General features: G+C 71.1%; 19 protein-coding genes. 6 read left to right on the forward strand and 13 right to left on the reverse strand.

The window, feature by feature from the left end; all coding sequences use genetic code 11:
- Nucleotides 1-36: 36 nt before the first annotated feature.
- The 4 genes from H566_RS24800 to H566_RS24805 are packed head-to-tail and all read right to left on the reverse strand — an operon-like array spanning nt 37 to nt 6,746.
- Nucleotides 37-2,559, reverse strand: a complete 2,523-nt coding sequence (locus H566_RS24800; RefSeq protein WP_084545043.1) for an efflux RND transporter permease subunit — start codon at nt 2,557-2,559, stop codon at nt 37-39.
- Nucleotides 2,556-3,641, reverse strand: a complete 1,086-nt coding sequence (locus H566_RS0112525; protein WP_028311710.1) for a WD40/YVTN/BNR-like repeat-containing protein — start codon at nt 3,639-3,641, stop codon at nt 2,556-2,558. Before H566_RS0112525 ends, H566_RS24800 begins: the two co-directional genes overlap by 4 nt.
- A complete protein-coding gene (locus tag H566_RS0112530) occupies nt 3,638-4,999 on the reverse strand; it encodes a DUF1329 domain-containing protein (protein ID WP_028311711.1) in 1,362 nt (453 codons plus the stop codon). Before H566_RS0112530 ends, H566_RS0112525 begins: the two co-directional genes overlap by 4 nt.
- 25 nt (nt 5,000-5,024) lie before the next feature.
- Nucleotides 5,025-6,746, reverse strand: a complete 1,722-nt coding sequence (locus H566_RS24805; RefSeq protein ID WP_051378740.1) for a DUF1302 domain-containing protein — start codon at nt 6,744-6,746, stop codon at nt 5,025-5,027.
- A 283-nt stretch (nt 6,747-7,029) separates the two neighbouring features.
- On the opposite strand from H566_RS24805, the gene H566_RS0112540 reads away from it, so the two are divergent.
- On the forward strand, nt 7,030-7,941 hold the full coding sequence (locus H566_RS0112540) for a LysR family transcriptional regulator (protein ID WP_028311712.1): 912 nt from the start codon (nt 7,030-7,032) through the stop codon (nt 7,939-7,941).
- 81 nt (nt 7,942-8,022) lie between these two features.
- Nucleotides 8,023-10,470, forward strand: coding sequence for a PAS domain S-box protein (locus tag H566_RS0112545; protein ID WP_084545044.1), 2,448 nt, complete (start codon nt 8,023-8,025; stop codon nt 10,468-10,470).
- Between the two features lie 148 nt (nt 10,471-10,618).
- Here the strand turns inward: H566_RS0112545 and H566_RS0112550 are convergent, their stop codons facing one another.
- Nucleotides 10,619-11,824, reverse strand: a complete 1,206-nt coding sequence (locus H566_RS0112550; protein WP_156924413.1) for a hypothetical protein — start codon at nt 11,822-11,824, stop codon at nt 10,619-10,621.
- A gap of 243 nt (nt 11,825-12,067) precedes the next feature.
- Here H566_RS0112550 and H566_RS28355 point away from each other — a divergent pair, with 243 nt between their 5' ends.
- The 4 genes from H566_RS28355 to H566_RS0112570 all read left to right on the forward strand — a co-directional run bounded on the left by H566_RS28355 (nt 12,068) and on the right by H566_RS0112570 (nt 16,452).
- Nucleotides 12,068-12,790 carry a helix-turn-helix domain-containing protein gene (locus tag H566_RS28355; RefSeq protein ID WP_169732529.1) on the forward strand — a complete coding sequence of 241 codons (723 nt, stop codon included), beginning with the start codon at nt 12,068-12,070 and terminating at the stop codon, nt 12,788-12,790.
- Between the two features lie 84 nt (nt 12,791-12,874).
- Nucleotides 12,875-13,333, forward strand: a complete 459-nt coding sequence (locus tag H566_RS0112560; protein ID WP_034411525.1) for a DMT family transporter — start codon at nt 12,875-12,877, stop codon at nt 13,331-13,333.
- A gap of 559 nt (nt 13,334-13,892) precedes the next feature.
- On the forward strand, nt 13,893-14,564 hold the full coding sequence (locus tag H566_RS0112565) for a hypothetical protein (RefSeq protein WP_028311717.1): 672 nt from the start codon (nt 13,893-13,895) through the stop codon (nt 14,562-14,564).
- Nucleotides 14,565-15,423: 859 nt separating this feature from the next.
- Complete coding sequence (locus H566_RS0112570) at nt 15,424-16,452, forward strand: DNA-binding protein (RefSeq protein ID WP_028311718.1); 1,029 nt, start codon at nt 15,424-15,426, stop codon at nt 16,450-16,452.
- 322 nt (nt 16,453-16,774) lie between these two features.
- Here the strand turns inward: H566_RS0112570 and H566_RS27495 are convergent, their stop codons facing one another.
- The 8 genes from H566_RS27495 to dctP form a co-directional block, all read right to left on the reverse strand.
- Nucleotides 16,775-17,062: a hypothetical protein gene (locus H566_RS27495; protein WP_028311719.1), complete on the reverse strand. Its 288-nt coding sequence runs from the start codon at nt 17,060-17,062 to the stop codon at nt 16,775-16,777.
- A 172-nt stretch (nt 17,063-17,234) separates the two neighbouring features.
- Nucleotides 17,235-17,378, reverse strand: a complete 144-nt coding sequence (locus tag H566_RS29030) for a hypothetical protein (RefSeq protein ID WP_156924414.1) — start codon at nt 17,376-17,378, stop codon at nt 17,235-17,237.
- 208 nt (nt 17,379-17,586) lie between these two features.
- Nucleotides 17,587-18,450, reverse strand: coding sequence for a LysR family transcriptional regulator (locus H566_RS24815; protein ID WP_034411527.1), 864 nt, complete (start codon nt 18,448-18,450; stop codon nt 17,587-17,589).
- Nucleotides 18,451-18,531: 81 nt separating this feature from the next.
- Nucleotides 18,532-19,518 (reverse strand): 2-dehydropantoate 2-reductase, encoded by a 987-nt coding sequence (locus H566_RS0112595; RefSeq protein WP_028311721.1) that lies wholly within the window; start codon nt 19,516-19,518, stop codon nt 18,532-18,534.
- Nucleotides 19,519-19,567: 49 nt separating this feature from the next.
- Nucleotides 19,568-20,695 carry a porin gene (locus H566_RS0112600; RefSeq protein ID WP_084545046.1) on the reverse strand — a complete coding sequence of 376 codons (1,128 nt, stop codon included), beginning with the start codon at nt 20,693-20,695 and terminating at the stop codon, nt 19,568-19,570.
- A gap of 197 nt (nt 20,696-20,892) precedes the next feature.
- Nucleotides 20,893-22,182 carry a TRAP transporter large permease gene (locus H566_RS0112605; RefSeq protein ID WP_028311723.1) on the reverse strand — a complete coding sequence of 430 codons (1,290 nt, stop codon included), beginning with the start codon at nt 22,180-22,182 and terminating at the stop codon, nt 20,893-20,895.
- A gap of 3 nt (nt 22,183-22,185) precedes the next feature.
- Nucleotides 22,186-22,785, reverse strand: a complete 600-nt coding sequence (locus tag H566_RS27500; RefSeq protein ID WP_051378699.1) for a TRAP transporter small permease — start codon at nt 22,783-22,785, stop codon at nt 22,186-22,188.
- Nucleotides 22,786-22,805: 20 nt separating this feature from the next.
- A complete protein-coding gene (gene dctP, locus H566_RS0112615; RefSeq protein WP_028311724.1) occupies nt 22,806-23,801 on the reverse strand; it encodes a TRAP transporter substrate-binding protein DctP in 996 nt (331 codons plus the stop codon).
- Nucleotides 23,802-23,822 lie beyond the last annotated feature (21 nt).

Raw genomic sequence — 23,822 nt, forward strand, 5'->3', positions numbered from 1 at the left:
CCCCGCGAGAGACGGTGGTTGTCGTGGATGGATGGGTCAGGTGCCGGGCACCGGCGAGGGCGCGGGCACGGCGCCGCCGAGGCCGGGCCGCAGCGCCGGCGGTGGCGCGGGCAGGGGCTGGCCGACGGCCTCGGCGGCAGGAGGCGTGGCGGGCGCGGCGCCGGCATCGCCCGCAGCGGACACGGCGGCGCGCGCGGCCGGCCGGAGCAGGAAGTGCGCGAGCGCCGGGATGAGCACGAGGGCGCCGAGCATGTTCCACAGGAACATGAAGGCCAGCAGCAGGCCCATGTCGGCCTGGAACCTGATGGGGCTCGCGACCCAGGTGACGACGCCGAGCGCGAGCGTCACGCCGGTCAGCATCACGACGCGGCCGGTGAACAGCAGCGCGCGGTAGTAGGCCTCGGACAGGCTCGCGCCCTCGCGCAGCCGCGCCAGCGTCACGCTCAGGATGTAGAGCGCGTAGTCCACGCCGATGCCCACGCCGAGCGCGATCACCGGCAGCGTCGCCACCTTCACGCCCATGCCGAGCGCCACCATCAGCGCCTCGCAGAGCACCGAGGTGAGCATCAGCGGCAGCACCGCCACGAGCACCGCGCGCCAGGAGCGGAAGGTGATGAAGCTCAGGAGCACGACCGCGCCATAGACGAGCAGCAGCATCTCGTGCCACGCGTCCTTCACGACGATGTTGGTCGCCGCCTCGATGCCGGCGCTGCCGGCCGCGAGCAGGAAGCGCGCGTCGTCGCCGTCGTTGTCGGCCGCAAACGCTTGCACATGGTTCACGACGCGGCTGAGCGTCTCGGCCTTGTGGTCGCGCAGATAGACGTACATCGTCAGCAGCGAGCAGCTGTCGTTGTAGAGGCCGCGCGGCGCGCCGGCGGTCACGGTGTTGAGCATGTCCTGGTTGGGCAGGAACTCGTACCACTTGGGATTGGCCTCGTTCAGCCCCGACAGCACGCGGCGGTTGAGCAGCGCGAGCGTGTTGGTGCTTTCCACGCCGTCGAGCTGGCGCAGCTGCCATTCGAGCGCATCCACCTTGTTGAGCACGCCGTAGCGCGAGCAGCCGCCGTCGGGCGTCTTCACCATCACCGCGAGCACGTCGCTCGACGCGCCGTAGGCGGCGTTGGTGAAGGCGACATCGCGGTTGTAGCGGCTGTCGGCGCGCAGCTCGGGGGCGCCCGGGTCGAGATCGCCGATGCTCAGGCGGGTGCTCACCGCATAGCCGGCGGCCGCGAGGATCAGCGCGCCGGTCACCGCCGCCGTCGCCGCGCCGCGCCGCGTGAAGCGGTCGAGCGCGGCCCAGGCCGGATGCTTCGCGTGGCCGGCGGCATCGGTCTGCTCGGACTTGAGGCTGCGCGCGGCGGCCTTCGCGCTCACGCCGGTGTAGCTGAGCAGGATGGGCAGCAGGATCAGGTTCGTGAAGATCAGCACCGCGACGCCGATCGACGCCGCCACCGCCAGCTCGCGGATGACCTGGATGTCGATGACGAGCAGCACCGCGAAGCCCACGGCATCGGCCAGCAGCGCCGTCAGCCCCGCGAGAAACAGCCGGCGGAAGGTCAGCCGCGCCGCGACCAGCTTGTGCGCGCCCCGGCCGACGTCCTGCATGATCCCGTTCATCTTCTGCGCGCCGTGGCTCATGCCGATGGCAAACACGAGGAAGGGCACGAGGATCGAGTACGGATCGAGCGACTGGCCGAGCAGCGGCAGCAGGCCGAGCTGCCACACCACCGCGACGAGCGAGGCCGTCACCACCAGCGCGGTCGAGCGCCAGCAGCGCGTGAACCAGAACACCGCCGCCGGCGCGATCGCGACCGCGACCGCGAAGAAGGCGAGCACCGCGCGCACGCCGTCGATGAGGTCGCCCACCACCTTGGCGAAGCCGGTGATGTGCAGTTTCACGCCGCGTGACTCGTACCTGGCGCGCAGGGCTTCGAGCCGGTCGGCGAAGGCGCCGTAGTCGAGCGCGCGGCCCTCGGCATCGACCGGCAGCAGCGGCAGCTGGACGATGCTCGACTTCGCGTCGAGCGCCACGATCTGGCCGATCTCGCCCGAGCGCGCGATGTTGGCCGCAAGCGCTTGCAGGTCGGCCGCGCTGCCGGCGTAGCCGTCGGGGATGACCGGGCCGCCTTCGAGGCCGTCCTCGGTCACGCCGACCCAGCGCACGTTCGGCGTCCACAGGCTCCTGAAGCCGGTGCGCGCGACGCCGGGCAGCAGGAAGGCTTCGTCGCTGAGCCGGCGCAGCGTGTCGAGATAGGCCGCGTCGTAGATGCTGCCGGCCGGGTTCTCGACCGCGATGCGCACCGTGTTGCCGAGGCCCTGCAGCTCGTCGCGGTGGTCGAGGTAGTTGCGGATGAACTCGTGGCGCGCCGGGATGGTCTTCTCGAAGCTCGCGTTGAGCGTGAGCCGCGAGGCCTGCCAGCCGAGCACGAGCGTGACGAGCAGGCAGAGCGCGAGCACGAGCCAGCGGTGGTTGAAGATCGCGCGCTCGACGAGCGAGCCGGAGCGGACGTCGAAGTCGCCGGGCGCGGGCAGCGCGGCGGGCGGATGCAGCGGGCTCATCGCGGCGCTCCCTGGCCTGCGGCGGGCAGGCTGACCGGGCCGGCAAGGCCGAGGGTGAGGACCGAACCGTCGGCGCGCGCCAGCAGCGCGGCGAGCGGCCCGAGCGGACGCGGATCGACGGGCGCGACGGCGTCGCCGCTGGCGCGCAGCACGAGGCCGGCCTGGCTTGCGAGCAGCAGGCCGCCGCGCGCGTCGAGCGCCGAGGCGGTGATGCTCGCGGGTACCGGCAGGTCGAGCTTCGTCCAGCTCGCGCCGCCGTTGGCCGAGCGCCAGACGTTGCCGCGCAGGCCGGCGACGACCAGCTCGCGGTCGGACGGGAGTTCGGCGGTGAAGAAGCTGCCGTCATAGGGCAGGGCCAGGCGCCGCCAGACGTGGCCGCCGTCGTCGGAGCGCAGCACGAGGCCCTGCTCGCCCGCGACGAGCAGCGTGTCGCCGCGCGCGCGGATCGCGTACAGGTGCAGCCCCTTCGGATTGGGCATGCCGGCGGCGATCCAGCGCCAGCTGCGGCCGCCGTCGTCGGAGGCGAGGGCGAGGCCGTAGGCGCCGACGACGACGAGCCGGTCGCGGCCCGCGAGCAGCAGGTCGAGCAGCGGCTTGTCGGGTCCGTCGGCGACGAGGCGCGCGGCATCGGCCTCGGCGCGGGCGTCGCCGGCGGCGAGCGCGGCGTTGTGCGCGATCCGGGCGATGCGCAGGCCGTCGAGGCGGCGGGTCCAGGTCTGGCCGCCGTCGTCGGTGGCAAGCACGACGCCGCCGTGGCCGACGGCGTAGCCGGTGGTCGCGTCGGCGAAGCGCACCGCCGTGAGGCTGACGCTCACCGGCACGCTCGCCTGACGCCAGTGCGCGCCGCCGTCGTCGGACAGCGCGACGATGCCGCGCTCGCCCACGGCAACGAGCCGGTCGCCGGCCTGTGCGACGGCGAGCAGATTGGCGTGCTCCGGCGCCCGCACCGCGATGGCCGGGCGGTCGAGCGCGTCGCCGACGGGCGCGGCCACCGCGCCGCCCGCGAGCAGTGCAAGCGCTGTCATCACGGCGGCCGGCAGACGCCGCGCGGCGGTAGTCACGGCGACGGGCAGGGCGCTCATCGCACGCCCTCGCCCGCCAGCGCCTCGGGCGTGAACACGCTGTCGGCAAAGCGCGGCTTGAGCGGGTATTGCGCGGACCGGCTGTTGAACAGGTTGCCGATGTAGGCGCTGCCATTGGCGAAGTCGTTCATCGTGAACGCGCCGATGACGGTGCCCGGCAGGTCGGGCGCGACGAAGGTCTGGGCCGACAGCGTCTTCCAGAGCTGGCCGTTCGCGTCCCAGCGGTCGCCGAGCACGCAGTTCCAGGTGTCCTCGTCGCAGTAGTAGCGGCTGCGCGCGGCCTGGTGGCGCTGGCCGGCGCGCAGCGTCGCCTCCACCACCCAGACACGGTGCAGCTCCCAGCGCACATGGTCCGGGTTCAGGTGGTGGGCGCCGAGCACGGCCGCGTCGGTGGTCGGCTGGAGCAGGCGGTTGCCGTTGTAGGGGATGAGCAGTTCCTGCTTGCCCACCAGCTTCCAGTCGAAGCGGTCGAGCCGGCCGGCGAACACCTCGATCTCGTCGAAGCTCATGAGACCGGCGGTCGCGGGCGTCGGCGTGTCGCAGCAGGGGTTCGGCAGCTTGCGCACGCGGCGCTGGCCCGTGAGATAGACCCAGGCCTGGTCCTTCGCGCCGTCGAGCTGGTTGCGCCCGAGGATGGCCTCGCCCGCGCGGATCGGCGGGCCCGAGTTCACGAGCTTCACGAACGAGTACTCGTTCGCCTTCGCGAAGTCGGCGAGGTTGCCGTCGGGCAGGTAGTAGGGCACCTGCTGGTCGAGCACGCCCTCGGTCGAGAGCACGGCCTTGCCGTCGGCGGTGAGCTGGTACTGCGTGACCGGCTCCTGCCACGACGTGCCGCGCCAGCGCAGCACGTGGTTGGCAATCACCTCGGCGCCGCTCTTCGGGATCGGGAAAGGCACGCCGCCGTAGGCCTCGGTCACGACATCGTTGACGAGCTTCGCGCGCGTCGCGTTCTTGAGCGTGTTGTCGTAGACCCATTGCGGCGCGGCGGCCGTGCGGTGGGTCTTGTAGACGTCGAGGCGGAAGCTGTCGGGGTATTTCTTCAGCATCGCCTGCACGCCGTCGCTGAGCTTGTCGGCGTATTGCGCCGCGTTCTGGGCCGTGACCGTGTACAGCGGCTTCTCGTCGCGGAACGGATCGCCGCGCCGGCCGCCCGGCTTGTCGCCCGCGATCGGCGTGGTGTAGCCGCCGGTCCAGGCCGGGATGCTGCCGTCCTTGTTGCCGGCCTTCTCGGCGCCGAGCGGCGTGAGTTCGGACTTGAGCTTGGCGGCCTCGTCGGCGCTGACGGCGGCGAGCGCGGGCAGGCAGGCGGCGACGGCCACGGCGAGGGCTGCCGCGCGCAGCGGAAGATGCTTGTTCATTGCGGGTTCTCCGGAGGGGCGCGGGTCAGAAGCTGCGGCGCAGCGAGAGCGCGAGGTAGTCGCGGTCCTTGAGCGACTGGCCGAAGCTGTAGTCGCTGGCGGCGTCGAGGAAGGGGCCGAGGCCGCCGTAGTAGTGGGTCCAGGTCAGCGAGAAGCGCCAGGCATCGAGATAGGAGCCGGCGAGGCCGAGGTTCATGTCGCCGCCGCGATGCGCGCCGAAGCTCGGCACCGCACCCGACCTGCCCTTCGGCGACCAGCTGATGCCCGCCGGTACCGACAGGTCCACGCCCGGCAGCACCTGGCGATAGCTCGGCTCGTACACGACGCGCATGCCGAGGCCGTCGCGGCTCGCGTTGGGCGACAGGTGGTCGGCGTTGGCCGTGACGCTGAGCACGCGGTTCCAGGCGATCTCGGCCGCGAGCGAGGCTTCGCGCGCGATGAATGACGGCCCGAAGGACGCGATGGTCGAGAACTGGAGATGCGCGGTGTTGCCGACCGCGAACAGCGGATGCGAGGCATCGGCGAGCACGCCCGGCAGGATCGCGGCGGCGTTCGACACCAGCGGCGCGTTGCGGCGCATCGAGGCTTCGCCGGCGAGGTTGAAGTCGTCGATGCTGGTCGAGAAGCTCGCGCCGAAGGCGCGCACGCCCTGGGCATAGGCCGCGTCATACACGCCGATCTGGCCGGTCGCGGGGTTGAAGATGGTCGGGTCGAGCACGACGGGCACGCCGTTGACGGTCGTCACGCCGGGGCGCAGATAGAGGTTGGGATTGCGGTCGTGATAGCGGATCGCGTACAGGCCGAAGTCGGTGTCGAGCCCGGTCGGCCGCCAGCGCAGTTGCAGGCCGCCCTGGCCGCTGTCCCTGGGCTTGATGTCGCCGGCGCGAAAGAAGGCCGCCGCGCCGCCGCCCGGCACCAGCGGCGCGCCGGTCACGAGGCGTTCGCCGCCCTTGTCGAAGGTGTCGGAAGTCGAGAAATAGCTGCCGGCGGCAGGAAGGCGGTTGCCTTCCCAGCGGAACTGGTAATAGGCGCCGACCGCGATCTCGGGCGTGAACTGCACCTGGGCCGACAGCTGGGGCACGGGCCGGACCACTTCCTTGAACTGGGCGTTCGGCACCGACAGCAGCTTGACCACATCGGTCGGCGCCATGCCGCCGGCGATGCCGTTCGCGCCGTAGAACAGGCTCTCGCCCCAGAGCAGGCCGTGGCGGCCGAGGCGCCAGCTCACGCGCGTGTCGCCGACGCCGAAGCGGCCGAAGGCGAAGGCGTCGAGCAGCTCGGCCTGACGGCCGTGCAGGTTGCGCGTCGCGGTCGTGAACTCGTTCGACGGCGCGCTGAAAGCGTTTGCAGTCTCGGGCGAGTCGTTGCGGTTGCCCCGGTTGTAGACCGCGTCGTACCAGCCCGCGCCGCTCAGGCGCAGGCCGTGGTCGTTGTTCCAGCTCGCGTCGAATTCCGAGAACAGGTCGAAGCGCTCGGACACGATGCCGCGCCTGCCGAAGTTGCGGTCGCCGTCGTCGAGGTTGGCGCAGGAGGCGCACTCGGTCAGGCCGGGCGCCGGCGATTTCAGGCGCCAGGCGCCGCTGAGCTTGACGGTGTTGTCCCAGCGCGCCTTCAGTTCGGGCACGCCGGTATCGATCTCGAAGGCCTGGGCGGCCGGCGTGGCGGCGACTGCCGCGAAGGCCGCCGCGATCGCGTGGCGACGGCCGAAGCCGTTCGCACCCGCCACGCGTGTGGGGTGTCGTCTCATTGTCTCCATCCTCTTCGGGGGGCACGGGCGCGTCGCGCCGGACGGATCGGTCGTCCGTCATCGCGTGATTGCGCCCCGCGATGCGATGCATCGCGGTCAGGGCGCCGGCCGCCTTGAAGTGGCAATCCGGATGCGTCTTTGGACGTCTTCGCCTTGATGCGGAGCAAGGGTATTCAGCGGCTGACCATCCGGAAAATCGTTTATTACGATCCACGGCATCGCAACCGCCGATGGTTCAGGCCGCTCTCGACGCGCCCCGATCCGTCAAGCCGCAGCAACCCGCATGAACTTCAAGCGACTCGATCTCAACCTGCTCGTCGCGCTCGACGCCCTGCTGCACGAGCGCAACGTGACCCGCGCCGCAGAGAAGCTGCACCTCACGCAATCGACGATGAGCGGCGCCCTCGCGCGCCTGCGCGACTACTTCGGTGACGAGCTGCTGCAAGCCTCGGGGCGCCGCATGGTGCTCACGCCGCTCGCGACGACGCTCGCCGCGCCGGTGCGCGACGTGCTGCTGCGCATCGACGCGACCATCGCGCGCCGGCCCGACTTCGATCCGGCCACGGCCGAACGGCGCTTCCGCATCGCGGCGTCCGATTACATGGTGACGGTGCTGCTCGCGCCGGCGATGCGCGAGGCGGCGCGCATCGCGCCCGGCATCGCCTTCGATTTCCAGACGGTGGACGCGGGCGTGTCCGAGGCGCTCACGCGCGGCGAGGTGGACATGGTGGTGATGCCGGCCCACTACCTGCCGCCCGAGCATCCGAGCGAGACGCTGTTCGTCGATCACTACAGCTGCGTGTTCTGGATGGGCAACACGCGCATCGGCGACCGGCTCGACCTCGACGAGTACCTGGCGCTCGGCCACGTCATCACGCGCATCCGCAACACGCCGGTGTCGATGTTCGACCAGCAGCTCATGGAACGCGGCGGCCATGTGCGGCGCATCGAGCTGGCGGTGGAGAGCTTCGCGCTGCTGCCCCAGCTCGTGGTCGGCACCGACCGCGTGGCGACGGTGCAGGACCGGCTCGCGCGGCACTACGCACGCATGCTGCCGCTGCGCGTGCTGCCCGCGCCGTTTGACGGGCCGCAGCTGGAGGAGGCGATGCAATGGCATCGCTATCAGGACGGCGATCCGGGCATGCAATGGCTGCGCGGCCTGCTGCGGGAGGCGGCGCGGCGCACGGCGGCGTGAGCGGCGGTGGTGAACGCGTCGAAGCCGTGCCGTGACGGGTGGGCAGCGAACAGGAGCGGATCGTGCTCAGGCCCGGCGCAGATGGCGAGCGCCGAGCCGTCGTGGAGGGTGAAGACGCGGCAGTTCGCCGAGGCCGCGGATCGCGGCGGGCGGTGCGCGCCGTTCGTGATCCATCGTACGCACGTCGTGCTCGCATCCGCGCGCCGAGGCCGAGCCACCGGCGCGTGCATGGCATGCTGTGGCCGACGCGCGGCCCGCCGTCGCGGATGCCGCGAGACAGCCCGCCGGCGCGGCGTCAGGGACGCCTTCCGTGGCGGCATCCGACAGCCAGCCGACGCCGGATCCGGCGCGAACAGGACATCAGGCAGCCACATGTCGCGGGGCGCATTCGTCATCACGCTGATCCTGGGGGCGGTCGGCCTGCTTCTGGCGACGGACCTCCATCGCGCCTACCGCGCGACCGTCTCGGCGGAGGAGTCGAGGCTGGTCTCGATCGCGAGCGCGATCGAGCGCAATTCGGCCGAGCAGCTGCGCGCATCGGGCCGCATGCTCGACGCGCTGCGCAACGACATCGCGGCGCTGTCCGGCAGCGCCGACCGGGCCGAGCGGATGAACGGACGGATGCTCGCGCTCGCCGATTCGGTCATCGGCGTGCGCACGCTGCTGCACGTGAGCGCCGACGGCAGGGTGCTCTCGAGCAACCGGCGCGAGCTGATCGGCGAGAACTTCCGGGGCAGCGAGCGCTATCGCCTGCTCCGGGCGGGCAACGACCCGGAGGTGCTCTATGTGAGCCCGCCCTTCACGACGCCGCTCGGCGTGTTCACGACGAGCCTCGGCAAGGTCATCGTCGAGGCGGGCGGCCGGTTCGACGGCTATGTCCTCGCAATCCTCGATCCGGCGTACTTCGGCGTCATGATGCAGTCGCTGCTCTATGCCGACGACATGCGCATCTCGGTCGCGCACGGCGACGGCAAGGTCATCTTCAGCACGCAGACCACCCCGGACCTCCGCGGGTTCGACCTCTCGCGTGTCGCCGATTCGCCGTTCAACCGGCATCTGCTCGGGGGCCAGTCCGCCAGCTTCGTGATCGACCGCGCGACCGCCACCGGCGACATGCGGTTCATCGCGATCCGCACGGTGCTGCCGGCCTCGGGGCGCGCGAGCGATCCACTGGTCGTCGCGGTCAGCCGCCGTCGCGACGCCGTCATGGCCGACTGGCGCCGCGAGGCGGCGCGGCTCGGCCTGCTGTATCTCGGCCTGGTCGCCGCGATCGGCATCGGCCATCAGGCCTACCGGCACCGGCAGCACGCGTTCCGGCTCCTGAGCCGCGAGAAGTCCGAGGCCGAGGCGGCCGCGCAGGCCCGCATCCTCGACGCCGACGTGCAGTTCGAGGGCTTCTTCGAGCAGCTGCCGCTGGGTGCGGTCCAGCTCGGTGCCGACGGCCGGTTCCAGCGCGTGAACGACGCGTACTGCCGCATCACGGGCTTCGCGCGCGAGGCGCTGGTCGGCAAGCTCCGGCCGGTCGATCTCACGCCCGCCGAGGATCGCGCCGACGAACTCGTGATGATGAGCTTCTTCTACTCGACACCGGACTACCGGATCGATGCCGACAAGCGCCTCGTGCGGCGTGACGGGCGCGTGATCCGCGTCCACGTCACCGCCAGCGCCGTGCGCGATGCCGCCGGCCGCGTGCGATTCACGACGGCGGTCGTGCAGGACGTGACGGCGCTCCGGCCCGGGCGCGACGACCAGGCGGGCTGGGCCGCCGAGGTGGCGAGCTGCGCGAAGACGCTTGAGCTCGCCAATCTCTCCCACGCGATGCGCGCCCACCTCCGCCAGCTCACGGGCGCGGCGTCGCAACTCGGCGCCGGCGCGCTCGACGCGCAGCAGCGCGCGCGACTGGCCACCATCGGGACGGCCGCGCGCCGCATCGATGCCGTGACCGGCGAACGGCTCGCGCGCGTCGGATCCGACGCAGGCACGACGGGCGCCGCGATCGCGCCGCTCGACCTCGCACAGCTTGTCCACGGCGTCATGGCGGCGGTCGGCGATGCCGCCGCCGCGAAGGCCGTCACGCTGCACTACGCCCATGACCTGCCGCCCGGCACATTCGGCGGCGACGCGGCGGCACTCGCGGCGCTGCTGGGCTGCTGCTGCCATGCCGCGATCGCGCGCTCGCCGTCCGGCGGCAGCATCACGATCCGCAGCGAGCCCGGCGGCGAGGATGCCGGCAGCACCCTCGTGTGGCTGTCCGTGCAGGACGACGGGACCGACATCGATCCGGCCTTCATCGAGCAGCTGTTCAGGCCCGCCGACCCCGCGAGCCCGTGGCGACATGACAGCGCAGCCGGGGATCTGGTCGTCGTCAGGCAGCTCGCGCGGCTGCTCGGCGGCGACGCGGGGGGCGAGCCCGGGCCGGACGGTGGCTGCGTGCTCCGGGTCAGCGTGCGGCTGGCGAGGGAGGAAGACAGGGGCGGGCGCCACCTCACACGGCGGCGGTCCAATCAGGGCCCCGCAATCAGTACCTGACGCAAGAGCGGCGGCAGAGCTGCTTCAGGGCTATCGACCATGACCATCGGTCGGCCGCGGGGAAGGCGGCGGCGGATCAGCGGATGGGCTTTTGTCCCTGGGCTTGGCGGCAAGGCCGTGCCCGCGAGGTCGCGGGGAGGTGGCGGGATTACCGCCGGGTCCGTGCCCGACGGGGTCTTGCGATTCGAGATGCCGGGACCGCCGGGTCGGTGGCTTCGACATGCGATTGCCGCAGGGCGGACATCACCGCGATGCGAGCGGCCCAGACCGCGAAGGCCCGTGCGCGGAACTCGGCCGTCGGATCGGGCGGTGTGCCGGGCGCCGCGTCGGCCTTGCAAGTCCGGAGCTGGAGCCGGATGCGCGGCGCGCGGCGGGGTCGGTGACCGCGGCATCGGTCGTTGCGGCTTTCGCGCAGCGTGAAGTCGATCGTGCGGCGCGCCGGCGAGCCGGCGTCGGTGGCTTTCAGCATCGCCTGCCCGAGCGCCACCTCGTCGATCGGTGCGTCGGGGGGCGTTTCATCGAGCACGGCCTGGATCGCGACGATCGTGAGCCAGGCCGCGAGCATGTCGGCGAAGAACGGGTCGGCCATGGCTTCGGGCGACGTCGCGGCGAAGGCCTGCTCCCAGAGATCGGGCACCGTTCCGGGCGGCAGGGCGGCATCCCGTGGCCCGAGCCAGTGCGCGGCACTGACCGCGAGCAGGCCGTTGCGATAGACGTGCTCCAGCGTCCTGAGCACCTTGCGTGCGCCATCGCGCACCTGGTCCTGGCCGGCGCCGGCGGCTTCCGTCAGCGCATCGACCGCGCGCGCCAGATCGCGCGATCCCTTGAGCAGCACGTAGAAGGCGCTCGTGCGGCGCGCCAGCGTTTCGTCCACGAGGCCCAGGTCGCGGGCGACCGCGTCATAGAGCAGGAAGTAGTCCTCGGCGGTCTGCGCCGGGCCGATCCGCATCCCGATCGCGGGCATGAGACACATCACGATCAGCTGGTCGACCACGGCCGCCACGTCGAGCACGCGCAGGATGGCCCGGATGTCGGCGACGAGGCTGGCCTGCAGCGTCCGCGCCTGACGCCGCTGTTCGTCTTGCTCGCGCCGGCCGTTTGCTCCGAGGGTGAGTCCGACACCGCTCACCGCGATGAAGGCCGCGATCACGGTGGCCAGTGGCTGGGCCGGCCATTCGGGGCGCGCTTCCGCAGGACGGTCCGCCTCAGCCCGGCCGGCCGGGTCGGAGGCCCGGGCCGTGGGCGGGGATGTCTGTGCCGGGGCGCGGCTGCCTGCGGGCGGGTCGGCCTTGCACGGCGCCGACAGCAGCAGGGCGCCTGACAGAAGCGCGCTTCCGATCATCATTCGCACCATCGCAACCTCTCCTGACGACAGGCATCGCCGTGCCGGACGCCGGCCATGGGCGCCGGCATGCGAAGCGGGATTGTCGTTGCGGCGGAATGCTGGTCGCCCGGCCGCACATGCGCCGCAGGCTACCGCCAGTCGCGCGTGCCGTGGCATTGCGTCTGCGGCGGGCCGGCCCGCCGCTTCACTCGCGGTCCTTCGGCGCCCGCCTGCCGATGCAACCCGACGCCGGACGAAAGGAGGCGCGACCCCATGACCACCCTTCTTGCGCAAGTGCCGTCGATGGCGAGCGCGGCCGACCCGGGCCGGTGGACCTATCGCCAGCCGCGTCTCGATGCCTTGGCAGAGATCGGGACGGTGTCCGGATGCCAGGTTGCGCTGCCCCCGCATTTTCACGACGAGGACCAGTGGGTTCATGTGCTGGCCGGGCGCCGGAGGTTCGTCATCGGCGGCGTGGTGCATGAGGTCGGTCGCGGGCAGTGGTTCTGCATTCCCGCCGGCACGCTGCACGGCTCGCTGGCCGAGGCCGGGGGCGTGGCCTGCATCAACCTCTACCTCGTCGCCGATGCCTATGCCCCGGCGGAGTTGCACCGCTATCTGGAGGAAGCCGGTTCGCCGATGTCACCAGGCCGCGAAGCCGGGGGGAGGCGGGCGGCCGACGCGGGGCGCTGGGCCATGGGGGCGCGCATCGCGCCTCCGATCCCCGGACTGGATCCGCTGGGTACCGTCGAGGCGATGGCGCGGTCGGCCGGCCTAAGCCGCGAGCATTTCTCGCGGATGTTCCGCAAGCGGCATGGCCTCGCTCCCGAGCACTACCGGCTCCTGCTGCGGCTCACCCATGCGCGGCGATACCTGAGGGACGGCCTCCCGATCGCGGTGGTTGCGGCGGAGGCGGGCTTCGCGGACCAGAGTCATCTGGGGCGCACCTTCAAGCGGTTTTTCGGCGTCACGCCGGGGCGCTATCGCCAGGACTGAGCATCACATCCGTTCTATCGGGAGGGGGGCTGGCTGCCTAGTCTTGGCGGCCTGCATCCACTCATTGAAAGCGGGTTCGACACCATGCCGTCTTTCTCCACCCTGGTCTTTTCGTTCTTCAGCGTCATGGCTGGCGTCAGCGTGGCGCTCCAGCAGGTGCTCAACAGCAACCTGCGTGTCCAGCTGGCTTCGCCGTGGTGGGCGGGATTCGTCAGCTATTGCGTCGGCGGGATCGCGATGCTGCTGGTCGCGCTCGTCGTGCCCGGGCCGCAGCCTTCGCTGTCGGGCCTGCCGGCCGCGCCCGGGGGCTGGTTCAGCTGGACCTCGGGCGTCTTCGGGGCGGTCTTCATCGCCACGGCCATCCTGATGGTTCCGCGGCTCGGGGCCGCCACGGTGCTCGCGCTCATCGTGGTGGGGCAGATGACCGGCTCGCTCGCCTTCGACCACTTCGGGCTGTTCGGTCTGGCGCAACGGTCGATCAGCCCGATCCGACTCGCGGGCGTGGCTTGTCTGCTCGTGGGCGTGGTGCTGGTGCGCGCCTGAGACCCGGCTTTCACGCTGGCCCGCGACCGCGGTCGAGCCACTGACCAACGGGCGAGGCCTCGCCGACGCGGCGCCGGCCGCGCGCCTGCTGCTGGGCTCGCGCCCACGCCGGCTCGTGCCACGGCATGGACAAGCGGAGCTTCTTCACGACTTCGTTGCACAGGCGCCCGGTGCCTTCGACGAGACGATCGCCGATCCGCTCAACCGGCAGATGCGAGCGCAGCCGGCGCAGCGCTGCGCTCGTTCAGCCTTGACGCCGCGACAACCTGTTCAGCGCGAGGACCGGCACGCACGCGGAAGGCGGCGCCGAGCACCGCTCGCCGGAAGACAGCAATCGGCCGCGGCTGCAGACCGTGCGCAGGGCGGCATGACCTGCTCCCGGCGGAGCCGGGCATGCCAAGCCCGAGCGCGACTGCGCCCTTCGCGGCGCCGTCCCTGGGAAGCCGCACGGCGCCGCCTGGTGGTGGCGCAAACAATTGTTACGACTGCCGGGTGGGTGCCCGCTACGGTACCGGCGGTCGACTGCCACTGATGCCCGCCCCGCGGACTGGAGACCCTCATGCCTTTGCGACCCTGTCATGCCTGTGCCCTGCTTGCGCTGCTGGGGCCGCCGGCCGGCGCGGCCGTCGTCACGATCGACGAGGACGCGATCATCACGTCGAGCACCGGCCCCACATCGAACCTGTTCGACATCCAGCCGGTGGGCACCGAGCTGCGGCTGCACATCGAGATCGACCTTGCTTCGCTGGGCAGCGCGGCTGTCGACGCAAACGGATTCACGGCGGCCGCCGGGCGTTTCACGCTGTCCGATGGCACCTCGATGCGCTGGGACTGCGCGACCGCGACGGGCTGCAACACGCCGGGTTACTCGCTCTGGCCGAGCTATACGTCGTCGCTCGCGTTGCGGGTGCCGGTGCGCACCGGCGGCTACGACTTCGCGGGCACTGAACTCGTCGCCCAGTGGCGCGTCAGCCAACCCGGCCCCGAGGGCTTTTCGCAGTCGGGTGCGCTGTCGAACGTCGGTCGCACGCTTTCCGAGGCACAGGAGTATTCAGAACTTTACGGCGCCCTCAGGGCCTCGAGCACCGCGCAGATCACCAGCGTCACGGTGCTCAGTCCTGTGCCCGAGGCGGGCACAGGTGCCAGTCTGATTGCGGGCTTGGCGCTGCTGGCCGTGGTCGCGCGTAGCGGGTGCCGGCGGGGCGGGCGGGCGCTCATCGCTGGGGCGTGACCGGTTCGCTCCGCGTGTCTCCGCGTGTACGTGGTGCCGCCGTGTGGACCCGCCGGTTCGCAGGCCGCCGCGATCGCGGGTTGCTGCCCGCGCTGTCGGACGCGGCCACAGGCTGCAAGGCGACGCGATCCTGATCGATCGGCGCAAGGCATCCGTGCAGTCCCGCGCGGGTTCGCTGGCGTGCCGGTCGGCGGTTGGCAGATCGGAAGGCGGCCGTCGACGCCGTCCGGCGCTGGTCATTGCCCTGGCCCGGCGAGCATGTGATCTGCGCAGGGACCGGACCGCGTGGTCGGCCCTGCCTGGAAGCTTGTTCACGATGGCGCGGACCGCTGAGCGGCCCTCGCGCTCCCGGCGCTTGCGACGCTGCGTTCCCTCGAAAAACGTGCGACAGGTGATGCCGCGTGGCTGGTGACGGGCCGCACTCGATCGCCGACGGTGGGGGTGTTGCGTCAACGGCAGTGGGTTGGCCGGCGCCTGCGCATGCGTCGCTTCCTGATAGAGCAGGCGCCTTCGAGACCGGATATTGCTGCCAAGACGTCGGTCCGCTCGTCGGCACCGCCAGCACTCTCAGTCGGCTGATCCGGACGGCGGATCGTGCTGCCGGAGCTTGCAGGAAGCTCGTGCGTGCCGCGTGAGGAGTGCGGGCGAGGGTGTCGACCTGGGTCTGTGACTGGATGCTGGCGTTCAGCGCGTCATGCACGAACCGTGAAGCGGCCATCGAAGAGAGATGTCGTAGCGAGAATGAATGCGCCACTATCAAGTGATAGTGAAAATTATCAGTTATCGCAGGGTTGATCGGGAATTAATATTACGAAACACGTTTTATTATTAATTCCGAAATAGCCCCGGGAACCACACCATGCCCCGCCCCGCCACCATCAGCTACGACGACTTCCGCGCCGCCGCGCTGCGCCTCATGGAGGCCGGCGACACGCCCACCTTCAGCCGCCTGCGTGCCGAACTCGGCGGCGGCAGCTACGACGTGCTGCGCCGCTATCTCGACGCCTTCGAGCAGGAGAAGGCCAGGCGCCTGAAGACGCCCGCCGTGCCCGACGACGTGCTCGGCGGCATCCAGGGCTGGTACGAGCGCATCCGCGACGAGGCGAGCACGCAGGCGCGCGCCGAGCTGAACGCCGAATTCGAAACCCTCGCCCAGCGGCGCGCCGCGCTCGAAGCCGACTTCGCGCGGCTGCGCGACGAGGCGCGCGATGCGAGACGCGATCTGGAACGGTTCGAGGTCGGGGCGGCGGCGCTGCGCGAGGAGCTGGCGCAGTCGCGCGCGGAGGGCGCGCGGCTCGCGGGCGAGCTGGCCGCGACGCGCGAGGAGCTTGCCGTCGAGCGCGAGCGGCATCTGCGGCAGGTAACGCTCGCCGACGAACTGCGCGCGCAGTTGAAGCAGGCCGCGCAGGACGCGGCCGCCGGCATCGCGCTCGCCGACGAACGCGCCCGCTCGCTCGAACGCACACTGCTGCAACGCCACGACGAGGCGGCCGAACTCTGGAAGGCGCGGCTGCGCGAACTGGAGGTGACACTGGGCGACACACGCGAGCAGCGGGCCCGGGATGACGCGCGACAGGCGGAGGTCATAAAACAGGCCGACGCGGCGCGTGCCGCCGAGCGTGCCTTGCACGGACAGGCTCTTGCAACGCTGGAGATGCGTCAGGCAATGGCGGAGCAGGATGCCGAACGCGTGCGACGCGAACTCGCCTCAGAGCGTGAGGCTCGACGCACCCTTGAAGCGGAGCTGACTACCGTCCGTACCGCGATCGTTGAAGCGCGATCGCGCGACGCGTTGATCAGCGAGGTGTGCGATGAGATCGGTCGCTGCGGTGCGACATGGGTTGAATCGATCCGAAGCGCGCTGCGAACCGAGCGCCAGGGCACCTAGCGCGCCACACGCAACCGCGCAGCGATAACTCTGCTTGGCCGCTGTTTTCAGGCTGTGACGGCGCAACATCATTTCGAGCAACAGGGGCATCCCCCAAGGCCACGGCGAATGCACGCGAGGATGTCTTCTGGCACAGCCACCTGCCCAGACCCGGAAGCGAATGCTGATCGCTCCCGCGCAGTCGCTGCCGCGTTCCACCACCTCGCCCGGCCACGCGAGACAGCCGCCACTGGCGCGTCGCTGCTGCCGGGCTGTGATCGGGCCGCCGGCCGTCCGGCCATCCCGGAGAGCGCGACCAGTCCGATGCCGAGCGCCGCCGCGCTCAGGGCAGCAGCCTGAGCGCCACGCCGCAGACCGCGCTTGTGTGCAGGAAGATCGTCGCCGGACTGTCGGTGCGGGTGAGCCGGCTCGTGAGCTCCTGGAACAGCGCGTTCGAGCACAGCGGGCCAAGCGGCAGCGGCAGCACCGGATCGGGCCGGCCGGCGGCGCCCGGCCTCACGATCAGCAGCGCACCGAGCAGGCCACCGAGCACGCTGGCCCAGTTCCACCACGACACGCGTTCACCGCCGCGCCAGGCCGCGACGACGGTCACCAGCAGCGGCGTGAGCATGAGGATCCGTCACCTCGCCGACCGCGAGGTGCTTGAAGCTCAGGAACGAAAACACGTTCGACCGCAGCAGCGCGCCACCGCGCAGCAGGTGCAGGCCGCGCCGCCGTGTCGCGAGCACGGCATGGCCGCCGTGACGCGCGATCACCACTGCGCCGATGCCGCTCTGGAACAGCTAGCGCACCCAGAGCGCCACCACCACCGGCACCGTCGCGCCGAGGTACTTGGTGCTGGTGTCGTAGGCGGCGAAGCAGGCCCTTGCGGCCACGGCGAGCAGCACGCCGCGACCGTCGGGGCCGCCGTCGGCGCGGGCCGTCATTGCTGCGGAACTGACCGCACGCTGCGGCCAGCGCGCAGGTGCACGGGTTGCCGCTGGCGATCACATCGCGCAGGTACTCGTCCGGCCTGACGGATGGCGGCGCCTTGCCGGAACTCCCGGTTCATTGTGGTCAACCGGGATTCGCGGATGTCCGGATCGATGTGTCCTCGAGCTCGGAGCACCGTTGTCGGGCCGTGGAGGCCGGCTCTCAGGCGCGTAGCAGCTCGGCCAGCCGCCGCCCCGCGCGGCCCGGAGGCATGTCGCGCCGGTGCACGAGCACAGGTGTGAAGCGGTAGCGCGAGCCGCCGCGATAGCGCACCTCGAACAGCGCACCTTGCTCGAGGTCATCAGCCACAAGATGCATCGGCATCCAGCCAAAGCCCAGGCCCATGTGCAGCGCCTGCTTCTTCGCGGTGAAGCCCGAGAGGTAGAACACGCGCTCGCCGCCGAACATGTGGCGGTCGTCACCGCGCTCGCTGCTGTCCTGCACCGTCAGTTCCACATGCTCCTGCAGCTCCGGCAGGTCGACCTCGGCAGCGCCGGCAAGTGCATGGTCGGGCGCGGCGCACAGCACGCATTCGATCGCCGGCAGCGGCTCGGCCACAAGCAGTGGGTCGGGCTCGTAGTCCTTGACGATCATGAGGTCGGCGCGCTCCTTCTCGAAGCGGTACTGCACGCCATAGAGGAATTCCACCTTCACCTGCACCCGTGTCGGCACGCGCTCGTCGGCCAGAGTCTTGAGCGCACTGAAGACGCGGTCGAGCGGCAGGATGCCGTCGGCCACGAGCATGAGCTTCGGCTCCCAGCCTTCGGTGAAGCTGCGCGCGAGCGCGCCGAACTGTTCGGCATGCAGCAGCAGGCGCCGGCCTTCGGCCAGCAGCGCCTCGCCGGCTGGCGTCAGTCGCAGCCGGTAGCCATCGCGATCGAGCAGCGCCACGCCGAGCTGTTCCTCGAGCTTGCGCACCTGGTAGCTGACGGCCGACTGCACGCGGTTGAGTTTCTCGGCCGCGCGTGCGACGCCGCCATGGCGCACCACGGCGTCGAGCGCGGCGAGGGAATCGAGATCGACCATCTGCGGTATCCGGCTGTCGTGATGGCGGGAATTCTCGCGCAGCCGCTCGGGCGGCCCGTGCGTTCAGCGCTGGCCGGATTCTCAGGCAGCGGGTGGGGCATAGAGCCCGCGCGCCTGTGCGAACACGCGCGCGAGGCCAAAGATCGCGTCGGTCGCGGGCGTGGCGATGCCCAGGCGCGCGCCGATCTCGCGCACCGCGCCGACGATCGCGTCCAGCTCGATCGGCCGGCCGGCGTCCACGTCCTGGAGCATCGAGGTGCGGAACGCGCCGAGCCTGGCGGTGACCGCGTGGCGGTCGTCGGCCGACTGATCGATCGCGCAGCCGATGCGCGCGCCGATCGCGGCGGCCTCGTCCATCGCGGCCGAGCAGAAAGCGCGCACGAGCGGATCGCCGAGCACCCGGTCGATCGTCGCGCCGGTGATGGCGCTGACCGGGTTCATGGTCATGTTGCCCCAGAGCTTGTACCAGACGTCGCGGCGCACCGACGCCGAATGCGTGACGTCGAAGCCGGCCGCCGCGAGCACATCTGCAAGCGCTTGCGCGCGCGCCGATCGCCCGCCCGCGGCCTCGCCCACGATGAGGCCCTGGCCCATGCGGTGGCGCACCAGGCCCGGCGCATCGACCGAGGCGCTCGCATGCACAACGCAGCCGATCACCTGCCCGACCGGCAGCGCGGCCGAGATCGCACCGCCCGCGTCCACGCTCGCGAGCGGCGCGTCGAAGCCCGGCAGGCCGGCGCAGAACCACCACGGCACGCCGTTCATCGCGGGCAGGATCAGCGTGTGCGGGCCGATGAGGGGCCCGAGCGTCGGCACCACCGCGCCGAGCGCGGTCGCCTTGAGCGCGATGACGACGAGGTCCTGCGCGCCGAGGTCGGCGGCGCGGTCGCTCGCGCCGGCGACGGGCGCCGTCACGCGGCCGGCGGCCGTCTCCAGGCGCCAGCCGTGCGCGCGCAGCGCGGCGAGCGTGGCGCCGCGAGCGAGCGCGCCCACTTCATGGCCGGCGGCGGCGAGCCGGGTGCCGATCAGGCCGCCGATGGCGCCCGCGCCGACGATGGCGATCTTCATGCTGTCTCCTCGGAAATGCGCGGGCCGGCGGCGCCGGCCCGCAATGCGGTCAGAAGGTGTGGCGCAGGCCGATTGCGTAGGCGCCGACCTGCGCACCCGGTGCGATGCCGATGAGCGACGGCGCCGATGGATGCAGCTCGTAGCTCGCGCGATCCTCGTTCCAGATGCGCGCCGAGCGGAAGGTCAGCAGCGTGCGCGGGCTCAACGGGTAGTAGTAGGCCAGCGACAGCATGCGTGCGCCGGTTTCGTCGCAGCGCGCGCCGCACAGGCTGCCCGACAGGTTGCCGGCCTCGCTGAACTCGGTCACGACCTCGCCCCGCCCGAGGTTGACGCCGGTCATCACCGAGAACGCGTTGCGGCTGCCGTCGGTGCCGTCGTCGTTGACGCGGGTCTGATGATCGACCTGGGCGCCGACGCGCCAGCTGGCCGTCTTGTAGCTTGCCCCCGCGCGCTGCCCCGTGTCGTGGCGGCCGACACCGCCCGTGCCGTTGCGGCGCTCCCAGGTCCAGGCAATGAGCCAGGGGCCCTCGTCGTAGCGCAGGCCGGCGCCGGTCGCGCCGCTGTTCGGCACGCCCGCGGCCGACTCGTTCGCGCTCCAGATCGCCGAGGCGACGAAGCCGGCGAGCTTGGGCGTCTCGTAGAAGACGGCATTCGACAAGCGGCGGCCGAAGCCGAAGTCGGTCGCCGTGGCGCCGAAGAAGGACAGCAGCGCCGCGTTGAAGGCGATGCCGGTCGCGCCCGGGTTGAAGTCGAAGCGGCCCTCGGCCACGCGATAGGGACCGCTCAGCAGGCCGACACGCACCTGGCCGAAGTCGACGCTGCGCAGGCCGACATAGGTGTCGCGGTTCCAGAGCGCGGTGCTGCTGGTCTGCGCGCCGGTGTCGAACTGGATGCCTGACTCGAGCTGGAACATCGCACTCAGGCCGTTGCCGAGCTCCTCGCTGCCGCGAAAGCCGATCAGCGAGCTGCTCGATGTCGCGCGCGACAGGCTGCGGCCCGTGGCCGGGGCGGCGGCTGTGCCGGTCACGCGCACGTTGTCGATCTCGACGTCGGCGACGCCGTAGATCGTCACGTTCGACTGGGCCGGCGCAGGGCCGGCTGCAAGCGTGGCGAGCGCCATTGCAAGCGTTTGCAGACTGTGTCGGTGGTAGGCGGGGTGGGACCGGGATCGGGGCATGGTGGGTCTCCTCGTTGGTGTTGAAGTGCCCGCGTGTCTGGCGCGGGCAAGGCTCCGCCCTGCCCGGGCTGGCGGGCGACGGCGGTGAGCGGGAAGGGCCTGCCGCAGACGCGGCGGTCAGGGAAGCTGCCGGAACGGCCACCGCGCGCGGCGGGCCCGGATGCGCCACGGCTGCGTGGCCGGAGGCGCCGCTGGCGCTACCTGATGTTCAGCATCTGCGCCGGCAGCCAGAGCGCGATCTGCGGCCAGACCATGACGATCGCCATGCCGAGGATGAGCAGCCCGACATAGGGGAGGGTGCCGCCGATGATCTGGCCCATCGGCGCGCGGGTGATGCTCTTGATGGTGAACAGGTTCATGCCCACGGGCGGCGTGATCTGCGCGAGTTCGAGGTTGATCGTCAGCAGGATCCCGTACCAGATCGGATTGATGCCGAGATGGGCCATGACCGGCATGAGCACCGGCGTGGTAATCAGGATGATCGCGATCGACTCGAGGAACATGCCGAGCACGAAGATCAGCGCCATCACCGCGACGAGGAAGCCCGCGACGCCCACGTCGAAGGTCACGACCAGCTCGACGATCTGCTGCGGGATGCGCAGCTTGGTCATCACATGGCCGAACACCGCGGCGGCGCCCACGATCAGGAACAGCATGGCCGAGGTGCGTGCCGCGTCGATCGCGGCGTCCCACAGCGAGCGTGGGCTGATGCTCCGGTAGGCGAGCGCCGCGACAGCCACCGCCGCGGCCGCGCCGACGGCGGCCGCCTCGGTCGCGGTGAAGATTCCCGCGTACATGCCGCCGAGCACCATCACCGGCAACGCGAAAGCCCAGGCCGATCCGCGCAGCGCAGTCGCCACTTCGGTCAGCGAGGCGCGCGGCTCGGTGCGTATGCGCGTCGCGCCGAAACGAGCCATCAGCATGCCGAACACCGCGAAGATCGCCGCCATCATCAGTCCCGGCAGCACGCCGGCCATGAACAGGCCGCCGATCGAGGTGTCGCTCACGACGCCATACAGCACCATCGGGCCCGACGGCGGAATCAGGATGCCGAGCGTGCCGCCGGCTGCCACCATGCCGTAGGCCAGCCTGGGCGGATAACCGAAGCGCACCATCTGCGGGATCGCGACGGCGCCCACCGTGAGTGCCGTCGCCACGCTCGACCCCGAGATCGCCGCGAAGATCGTGCAGGCGAGGATGGTCGCGAAGCCGAGTCCGCCCGGCAGGTGGCGCGTGAGCGTGTAGGTCGTCTTGTAGAGGTCGTCGACGATCCGGCCGCGGATCATCACGTGACCCATGAAGGCGAACAGCGGGATGGTCACGAGCAGGTAGCGGTTGATCTCGCCGAAGATGACCTCGGTGATCGGCCCGAGGCCGCCCTGGGTCAGCGCGAGCAGCGCACCGCCGTACAGGCCCAGCGCCGCGAAGATCGGCACGCCGGTGAATAGCAGCGCGATGAGGCCGCCGAGCACGAGGACGATGGTCATGGTTCAGCCCTCCGCATCGTCGGTGAGCGCGGCCTGCGGATGCGACACCGCGAGCGAGGGCGCGCCGAGCACGAGCCGCAGCAGGCCCTCGCCCGCGACCAGCGTCATGAGTGCGCCCCCGAGCGGCAGCATCAGCTGCAGCCAGAACACCGGGATGTCGAGCTGGCCGCTGGTCATGATCCCGAAGTCGCGCGACGACATCGCCGTCTCCCAGCCGTTGACGACCAGCATCCCCGCCATGAGCAGCGCGGCGACGAGACCGGTGCCCTCGGCGATGCGGCGCGGCAGGCCGCGCAGGCGGTCCGTCAGCAGGTCCACGCCGATGTGCTCGCCGTGGCGCAGCGCCGGCGCGCCCGCAAGCATCACGACCGCCACGATCAGGAAGCCGACCGTGTCATCGACCCAGGCCGGCGCGGCATTGAAGGCATAGCGCATGACGACCGCGTAGCAGATCGAGCACAGCGCGATCAGCACGCCGGTGGCCGCGAGGCCGAGCGAGACGCGCATCGTCACGCCGACGAGGCGCTCGACGACCGCGACGAGGCGCCGACGCGCGCCGGTGGCCGGCAGGCCGGCCGCGAATTGGTGGGAATGGCTGGACATGGATGTTTCCCCCGCGTTCGTCACAGCTTGCGCACCAGTTCGACGAGCCGCGCGCCATCGGGCGTGCTCTCGACGAAGGCTTTGATCACCGGCGGCTGCATCACGTCGGCGAGCGCCTTCTCCTGGGCCGGTGTGAGCACCGTCACCTCCATGCCCTTCTCGCGCAGGCGCTTCACGTCCTCGGCGGCCACCGAGTTGTCATTCGGCAGCAGGCCGGCTTCGGCCTTGGCGGCGGCCTGGCGCAGCGCGGCCTGGAGGTCGGCCGGCAGCTTCGCCCACCATGCCGGATTGACGACGAGGTTGTCGTACACGGTCTGGAAGGCGCAGGCGACACCGTACTTCTGCACCTCGTAGTAGCGGCGCGAATGGCCGGCGGCGACGCCGGTCACGCCAGCGTCGATGACGCCCGATTGCAGCGCCTGGTAGACCTCCGAGCCGGGCATCGTCACCGGTGTCGCGCCCATCGCCGCGAAGCCGTGATCCACCAGCTTGCTGAAGCCGCGGATCTTCACGCCGCGGAAATCGGCCGGCGCAATCAGCGGCGCCTTCGACGAGGTGAACAGCGCGTCGTTCGCATCGACCAGCCACGCGAGGTTGCGCACGCCCGTGGCTTCCAGCTTGCCGTCGAGCAGCTTGGCCGCCTCCGAGCCGGGGAAGCGCCGGAGCTGGTCGGCGCGCGCGATCAGGAAGGGGATGCTCGACAGGTTCATCTCGGGCACGGTGCTGCCCCAGGTGAAGTTGCTGATGACGGCCGCCTCGACCTGGCCGCGTGCCACCGCGGCATGGTTCTGGTTGGCCTTGTAGAGCTGCTCGGCGCCGAATACCTGCACCTCGACGCGGCCGCCGGTCGCGGCGCGCGCGTCGCTCGCAAAGCTCTCCATCGCCTTCGCGACCTGGTGCAGCGGCGGGAACTGGTGGCTGATGCGCATCGTGTAGTCGGCGGCCTGCGCGTGGCCGGCGACCACGCAGCAGGCGAACGCGAGCAGGTGGCGGCGAAGTGGCCGGAACGGGTTCATGCGGGTCTCCTCCCTGTCGGA

The organism is Derxia gummosa DSM 723 (assembly GCF_000482785.1).
Taxonomy (GTDB): Bacteria; Pseudomonadota; Gammaproteobacteria; order Burkholderiales; family Burkholderiaceae_E; genus Derxia; species Derxia gummosa.